Source organism: Kitasatospora sp. NPDC056783 (genome assembly GCF_042789895.1).
Classification (GTDB): Bacteria; Actinomycetota; Actinomycetes; order Streptomycetales; family Streptomycetaceae; genus Kitasatospora.
Map to the genome: position 1 here is coordinate 20,753 of NZ_JBHUAF010000081.1, position 6,514 is coordinate 27,266.

Here is a 6,514-nt window from a genome sequence, read left to right on the forward strand (position 1 = left end):
CAGTGGGGGGCACCGGAGCCTTTGGGTGCCCCCCACTTCCATGCCCAAGTCCGGTTCGTGATCCGGGAGTTGATCCACCCTTGTACAAGCTTCTGTTCGACCTGGTGTTCAAGAAGATGGACCCGGAGAAGGCCCACCACCTCGCCTTCTTCTGGATCCGCCTCGCCTCCTCGGTGCCCGGGCTGCGCACCCTGGTGCGGCTGGTGCTCGCCCCGCGCGACCGGGCCCTGCGCACCAACGCCCTCGGCCTCGACCTGCCCGGCCCGTTCGGCCTGGCGGCCGGCTTCGACAAGAACGGCGTCGGCATCGACGGCCTGGCCATGCTGGGCTTCGACTACGTCGAGATCGGCACCGTCACCGGCGAGCCCCAGCCCGGCAACCCGGCGCCCCGGATGTTCCGCCTGGTCGAGGACCGCGCGCTGATCAACCGGATGGGCTTCAACAACCAGGGCTCGGCCCGGGTCGCGGCCCGGCTGGCCGCCCGCCCGCACACCAGCTCCACCCCGGTGACCGGCGTCAACATCGGCAAGACCAAGGTGGTCGAGGAGGCCGACGCCGTCACCGACTACGTCAAGTCCACCGAGCGGCTGGCCAAGTACGCGGACTACCTGGTGGTCAACGTCAGCTCGCCGAACACCCCCGGGCTGCGCAACCTCCAGGCCGTGGACCACCTGCGGCCGCTGCTGACGGCCGTCCGCGAGGCCGCCGACCGCACCACCGCGCACCACGTGCCGCTGCTGGTCAAGATCGCCCCCGACCTGGCCGACGAGGACATCGACGCGGTCGCCGACCTCGCCCTGGAGCTCGGCCTGGACGGCATCATCGCCACCAACACCACGATCGGCCGCGAGGGCCTGCGCGCGGACGCCGCCCGGGTCGAGGAGATCGGCATGGGCGGCCTGTCCGGCGCCCCGCTCAAGGCCCGCGCCCTGGAGGTGCTCCAGCGGCTGCGCGCCCGCACCGAGGGCCGGCTCACCCTGGTCTCGGTCGGCGGCATCGAGACCGCCGAGGACGCCTGGCAGCGGATCGTCCACGGCGCCGACCTGGTCCAGGGCTTCACCGCCTTCATCTACGAGGGCCCGTTCTGGTGCCGCCGGATCCACAAGGGCCTGTCCGCCAAGGTCCGCGAGGGCGGCTTCCGCAACCTCGCCGCGGCCGTCGGCAGCGCCGTGCGCAGCTCGTGAACACCCCCATCGGTTCTGGAAACATCGGTTCTGGAAAGGACGACATGACCCTCGCACCGTTCGGCGCCCGGCTGCGCCAGGCCCTCGACACCCGTGGCCAGCTCTGCGTCGGCATCGACCCGCACGCCTCCCTGCTCGCCGCCTGGGGGCTCGGTGACGACCTCGCCGGGCTGGAGACCTTCAGCCGCACCGTGGTCGAGGCGCTGGCCGACCGGGTGGCCGTGCTCAAGCCGCAGGCCGCCTTCTTCGAGCGCTTCGGCAGCAAGGGCGTCGCGGTGCTGGAGAAGAGCGTCGAGGAGGCCCGGGCGGCCGGCGCGCTGGTCCTGATGGACGCCAAGCGCGGCGACATCGGCTCCACCATGGCCGCCTACGCCGAGGCCTTCCTGTCGCCCGGCAGCCCGCTGTTCTCGGACGCCGTGACGGTCAGCCCGTACCTGGGCTTCGGCTCGCTGCGCCCGGCCCTGGACCTGGCCCGCGAGCAGGGCTGCGGTGTGTTCGCGCTGGCGCTCACCTCCAACCCGGAGGGCGCCGAGGTGCAGCGCGCGGTGGGCGCGGACGGCGAGCCGGTCGCGGCCACGGTGCTGCGCCGGCTGGCGGCCGAGAACGCGGACGCCGCGCCGCTCGGCTCCTTCGGCGCGGTGGTCGGCGCGACGCTGGCCGACGCGGGCGTGGACCTGGCCATCAACGGCCCGCTGCTGGCCCCCGGCATCGGCGCCCAGGGCGCGACCATGGCGGACCTGCCGCGGGTGTTCGGCGCCTCGGTGCGCAACGTGGTGCCGAGCGTCAGCCGGGACGTGCTCAAGCACGGGCCCTCGGTGACGGCGCTGCGGGAGGCGGCGGACCGCTTCGTCGGGGAGTTCGCGGACGCCGTGTAGGGCCCGTCCTGTGGGTCGGCGCGGACCCGGGAACGGCCGACAGGACGGGCACCGGTAGCGGAACCCCTCCTTCAGGTAGTCGGGCGATCACCCTGCGGAGTGTCCGCAGGACCGCGCGGTGGCCGGGGAGTTGACGTGAGCGCCGTCACATCGGCCCGCCAAAGTCTCGCAATCGCGGTCATTTTGCCCTGGAAAGTCCTGGTCGGCCTTGGCTGACCAGGACTTTTCGTGTTCTTTTCCTGACGTGGCGCCGCAATCCGGGTAGTGTCCGGCGATAGGTCATCGGCGAGCCGCGATTTCCGTGGCTCCCGCAGGTCAAGGGCCTTGTGGTTCCCCCTTGCGGACGGTGTCCTCGGTACCGAACCAGTCCTAGCTCCATCCATCCATCCACACCCTGAGGTGAACGGCGTGGCCCTTCCGCCCCTTACCCCTGAACAGCGCACCGCCGCGCTCGCCAAGGCCGCCGAGGCTCGCCGGGAGCGCGCCGAGGTGAAGAACCGGCTCAAGCACTCCGGCGCCTCCCTGCACGAGGTGATCAAGGCCGGCAAGGCCGACAACGACGTCATCGGCAAGATGAAGGTCTCGGCACTGCTGGAGTCGCTTCCGGGCGTCGGCAAGGTCCGCGCCAAGCAGATCATGGAGCGCCTCGGCATCAGTGAGAGCCGCCGTGTCCGTGGCCTCGGTACGAACCAGATCGCTTCCCTGGAGCGGGAGTTCGGCGGTGGCGCCGCCTGACCGTGCCCCGTGGTCCCAGGATCGTCCGCGATCCGGGATAATCGGTGCATGAGTGAGCGTCCGCGGCTGACCGTGCTCTCCGGCCCTTCGGGGGTCGGCAAGAGCACGGTCGTCGCTCATATGAGGAAGATGTACCCCGAGGTCTGGCTCTCGGTGTCGGCGACGACCCGCCACCCGAGGCCCGGCGAGAAGAACGGGGTCCAGTACCACTTCGTCGACAACGACGAGTTCGACAAGCTGGTCGCCAACGGCGAGCTGCTGGAATGGGCCGAGTTCGCCGGGAACCGTTACGGGACCCCGCGTGCGGCCGTGCTGGAGAAGCTGGAGCGCGGCGAGCCGGTGCTGCTGGAGATCGACCTCCAGGGCGCCCGGCAGGTGCGCGAGTCGATGCCCGAGGCGCAGCTGGTCTTCCTGGCCCCGCCGAGCTGGGACGAGCTGGTCCGCCGGCTGACCGGCCGGGGCACCGAGTCGCAGGACGTGATCGAGAAGCGGCTGGAGGCGGCCAAGGTCGAACTCGCGGCCGAGACCGAGTTCGACACGACCCTTGTCAACACCTCCGTCGAGCAGGTAGCGGCCGAACTGCTAGCCTTGCTCGGTGTAGCCTGACCTGTCTGTCTTTTCCATCCTTTCGGAAGGTTTTAGCGTGTCCTCTTCCATGACCGCGCCCGAGGGCATCATCAACCCGCCGATCGACGAGCTGCTCGAGGCCACCGACTCCAAGTACAGCCTCGTGATCTACGCCGCCAAGCGCGCGCGTCAGATCAACGCGTACTACTCCCAGCTCGGCGAGGGCCTGCTGGAGTACGTCGGCCCGCTGGTCGACACCCACGTGCACGAGAAGCCGCTGTCGATCGCGCTGCGCGAGATCAACGCGGGCATGCTGACCGCTGAGGCGATCGAGGCTGCCTGAGGCAGTCGCTGAATTTCCGGGAGGGCCCGGCGGAATCGTTTCCGCCGGGCCCTTCGGCGTTTCCGTGCCGTGTGCCGTGTGCCGTGTGCCCTGCGCTGCGCTGTGCCGTGCGCCGGGGGAGGGCGCGGTGCGGGGCCCGGCCGAGGGGCCGTAGGGTGGGCCCGTTCCGGATCGGGAGAAAGGTCGGTACGTGACTGTGGACGCCCCCCGCGTGGTCCTCGGCGTGAGCGGCGGGATCGCCGCGTACAAGGCGTGCGAGCTGTTGCGCCGCTTCACCGAGTCCGGCCACCAGGTCACCGTGGTGCCGACCGCGGCCGCGCTGCACTTCGTCGGCGAGGCGACCTGGGCCGCGCTGTCCGGGCGTCCGGCGGCCACCGAGACCTGGGAGCGCGTGCACGAGGTGCCGCACGTGCGGATCGGGCAGCAGGCCGACCTGGTCGTGGTCGCCCCGGCCACCGCGGACCTGATCGCCAAGGCCGCCCACGGCCTGGCCGACGACCTGCTGACCAACACCCTGCTCACCGCCCGCTGCCCGGTCGTGCTGGCGCCCGCCATGCACACCGAGATGTGGGAGCACCCGGCCACCCGGGACAACGTGGCCACGCTGCGCCGCCGGGGCGTCATCGTGCTGGAGCCGGCCGTCGGGCGGCTCACCGGCAAGGACACCGGCAAGGGCCGGCTGCCCGAGCCGTCCGCGATCTTCGAGGCCTGCCGGGCGGTGCTGCGCCGCGGCGGGCCGGCGCCCACCGACCTCGCGGGCCGGCACGTGGTGGTCTCGGCCGGCGGCACCCGGGAGCCGCTGGACCCGGTGCGCTACCTGGGCAACCGCTCCTCCGGCAAGCAGGGCTACGCGCTGGCCGTGACGGCCGCGGCGCGCGGGGCGAGGGTGACATTGATCTCGGCCAACGCCGAGCTGCCCGACCCGGCCGGGGTGGACGTGGTGCACGTCTCGACCGCGCTGGAGCTGCGCGAGGCGGCCCTGGCGGCCGTCCGGGACGCGGATGCCGTGGTGATGGCCGCGGCGGTGGCGGACTTCCGGCCCGCCGAGTACGCGGCCGGCAAGATCAAGAAGGTCGAGGGGGTCGAGCAGCCGCCCGTCGTCCTGGTCCGCAACCCCGACGTCCTGGCCGAGCTGTCGGCCCACCGGGCCCGTTCGGGTCAACTCGTGGTGGGTTTCGCGGCGGAGACCGACGACGTGCTCGCCAACGGCCGGGCCAAGCTCGCCCGCAAGGGCTGTGACCTGTTGGTGGTCAACGAGGTCGGCAACGGCAAGGCCTTCGGCACGGACGTCAACGAGGCCGTGGTGCTGGGCGCGGACGGCAGTGAGACGGCCGTCCCGGTGGGGCCGAAGGAGGCACTCGCCGACGTGGTCTGGGACCTGGTCGCGAAGCGGCTGGAAACAGCTGGCAGCTGATCGAAAGTGCTCGCGTGGCGGTCGAGAATTCCTGAAGCGGGTGACGTTCGACGGAACCTGACCGTTACACTCCAGGAATCAAGTCTTTCCGGAGTGCCCGGGTTCCCCCGGGCAACTTCAGTCAGCAGCCGCTGCAACCCCAGGGAGCGCTGTGTCTCGCCGCCTGTTCACCTCGGAGTCCGTCACCGAGGGACACCCCGACAAGATCGCTGACCAGATCAGCGACACCATCCTTGACGCTCTCCTGCGGGAGGACCCGACGTCCCGGGTCGCCGTGGAGACGCTCATCACCACCGGCCAGGTGCACGTGGCCGGCGAGGTGACCACCAAGGCGTACGCGCCGATCGCCCAGCTCGTCCGGGACAAGATCCTGGAGATCGGCTACGACAGCTCCAAGAAGGGCTTCGACGGCGCCTCCTGCGGCGTCTCGGTGTCCATCGGGGCCCAGTCGCCCGACATCGCGCAGGGCGTCGACACCGCGTACGAGGCCCGCGTCGAGGGCGACGAGGACGACCTGGACAAGCAGGGCGCCGGTGACCAGGGCCTGATGTTCGGCTACGCGTCCGACGAGACGCCCGAGCTCATGCCGCTGCCGATCACCCTGGCGCACCGGCTCTCCCGCCGCCTCACCGAGGTGCGCAAGAACGGGACCATCCCCTACCTGCGCCCCGACGGCAAGACCCAGGTCACCATCGAGTACGACGGCGACAAGGCCGTCCGTCTCGACACCGTGGTCGTCTCCACCCAGCACGCCAGTGACATCGACCTGGAGTCGCTGCTCACCCCGGACATCCGCGAGTTCGTGGTCGAGCCGGAGCTGAAGGCGCTGGCCGAGCAGGGCATCAAGCTCACCACCGAGGGCTACCGCCTGCTGGTCAACCCGACCGGCCGCTTCGAGATCGGCGGCCCGATGGGCGACGCCGGCCTCACCGGCCGCAAGATCATCATCGACACCTACGGCGGCATGGCCCGCCACGGCGGCGGTGCCTTCTCCGGCAAGGACCCGTCCAAGGTGGACCGCTCGGCCGCGTACGCGATGCGCTGGGTGGCGAAGAACATCGTCGCCGCCGGCCTCGCCCGCCGCGCCGAGGTGCAGGTCGCGTACGCGATCGGCAAGGCCGAGCCGGTCGGCCTGTTCGTGGAGACCTTCGGCACCGAGACCGTCCCGGTCCTCGCCATCCAGAAGGCCGTCTCCGAGGTCTTCGACCTGCGCCCGGCCGCGATCATCCGCGACCTGGACCTGCTGCGCCCGATCTACTCCCAGACCGCCGCGTACGGCCACTTCGGCCGTGAGCTGCCGGACTTCACCTGGGAGCGCACCGACCGGGTGGAGCAGCTGAAGGCCGCCGTCCAGGACTGAGGCCCTCGACGCTCGAAGCGGCGCCCGCTCCCGTTC

7 protein-coding genes are annotated in these 6,514 nt (G+C 71.2%); all 7 read left to right on the forward strand.

Annotated features, from left to right (window positions below):
• The first annotated feature begins 80 nt into the window (after positions 1 to 80).
• The 7 genes from ACFRMQ_RS14980 (at position 81) to metK (ending at position 6,478) form a co-directional block, all read left to right on the forward strand.
• Positions 81 to 1,184, forward strand: coding sequence for a quinone-dependent dihydroorotate dehydrogenase (locus tag ACFRMQ_RS14980; RefSeq protein WP_380730874.1), 1,104 nt, complete (start codon positions 81 to 83; stop codon positions 1,182 to 1,184).
• A 44-nt stretch (positions 1,185 to 1,228) separates the two neighbouring features.
• Positions 1,229 to 2,059: an orotidine-5'-phosphate decarboxylase gene (pyrF, locus tag ACFRMQ_RS14985; RefSeq protein ID WP_380730875.1), complete on the forward strand. Its 831-nt coding sequence runs from the start codon at positions 1,229 to 1,231 to the stop codon at positions 2,057 to 2,059.
• A gap of 408 nt (positions 2,060 to 2,467) precedes the next feature.
• The gene (gene mihF / locus ACFRMQ_RS14990; RefSeq protein ID WP_030056187.1) at positions 2,468 to 2,794 is read left to right on the forward strand and encodes an integration host factor, actinobacterial type; all 327 of its coding nucleotides are present in this window, start codon (positions 2,468 to 2,470) and stop codon (positions 2,792 to 2,794) included.
• Between the two features lie 48 nt (positions 2,795 to 2,842).
• Positions 2,843 to 3,400: a guanylate kinase gene (gmk, locus tag ACFRMQ_RS14995; protein WP_380697664.1), complete on the forward strand. Its 558-nt coding sequence runs from the start codon at positions 2,843 to 2,845 to the stop codon at positions 3,398 to 3,400.
• Between the two features lie 37 nt (positions 3,401 to 3,437).
• On the forward strand, positions 3,438 to 3,704 hold the full coding sequence (rpoZ, locus tag ACFRMQ_RS15000) for a DNA-directed RNA polymerase subunit omega (protein ID WP_030240625.1): 267 nt from the start codon (positions 3,438 to 3,440) through the stop codon (positions 3,702 to 3,704).
• A gap of 196 nt (positions 3,705 to 3,900) precedes the next feature.
• Entirely contained in the window at positions 3,901 to 5,118 is a 1,218-nt protein-coding gene (gene coaBC / locus ACFRMQ_RS15005; protein ID WP_380730877.1) for a bifunctional phosphopantothenoylcysteine decarboxylase/phosphopantothenate--cysteine ligase CoaBC, read from the forward strand.
• Between the two features lie 151 nt (positions 5,119 to 5,269).
• Complete coding sequence (gene metK / locus ACFRMQ_RS15010; protein ID WP_189916754.1) at positions 5,270 to 6,478, forward strand: methionine adenosyltransferase; 1,209 nt, start codon at positions 5,270 to 5,272, stop codon at positions 6,476 to 6,478.
• Positions 6,479 to 6,514 lie beyond the last annotated feature (36 nt).

What these genes read in the sequence shown, in the direction of transcription:
- pyrF (WP_380730875.1), top strand. Translation starts at nt 1,229, where the DNA reads ATGACCCTCGCACCGTTCGGCGCCCGGCTGCGCCAGGCCCTCGACACC.
- gmk (WP_380697664.1), top strand. Translation starts at nt 2,843, where the DNA reads ATGAGTGAGCGTCCGCGGCTGACCGTGCTCTCCGGCCCTTCGGGGGTC.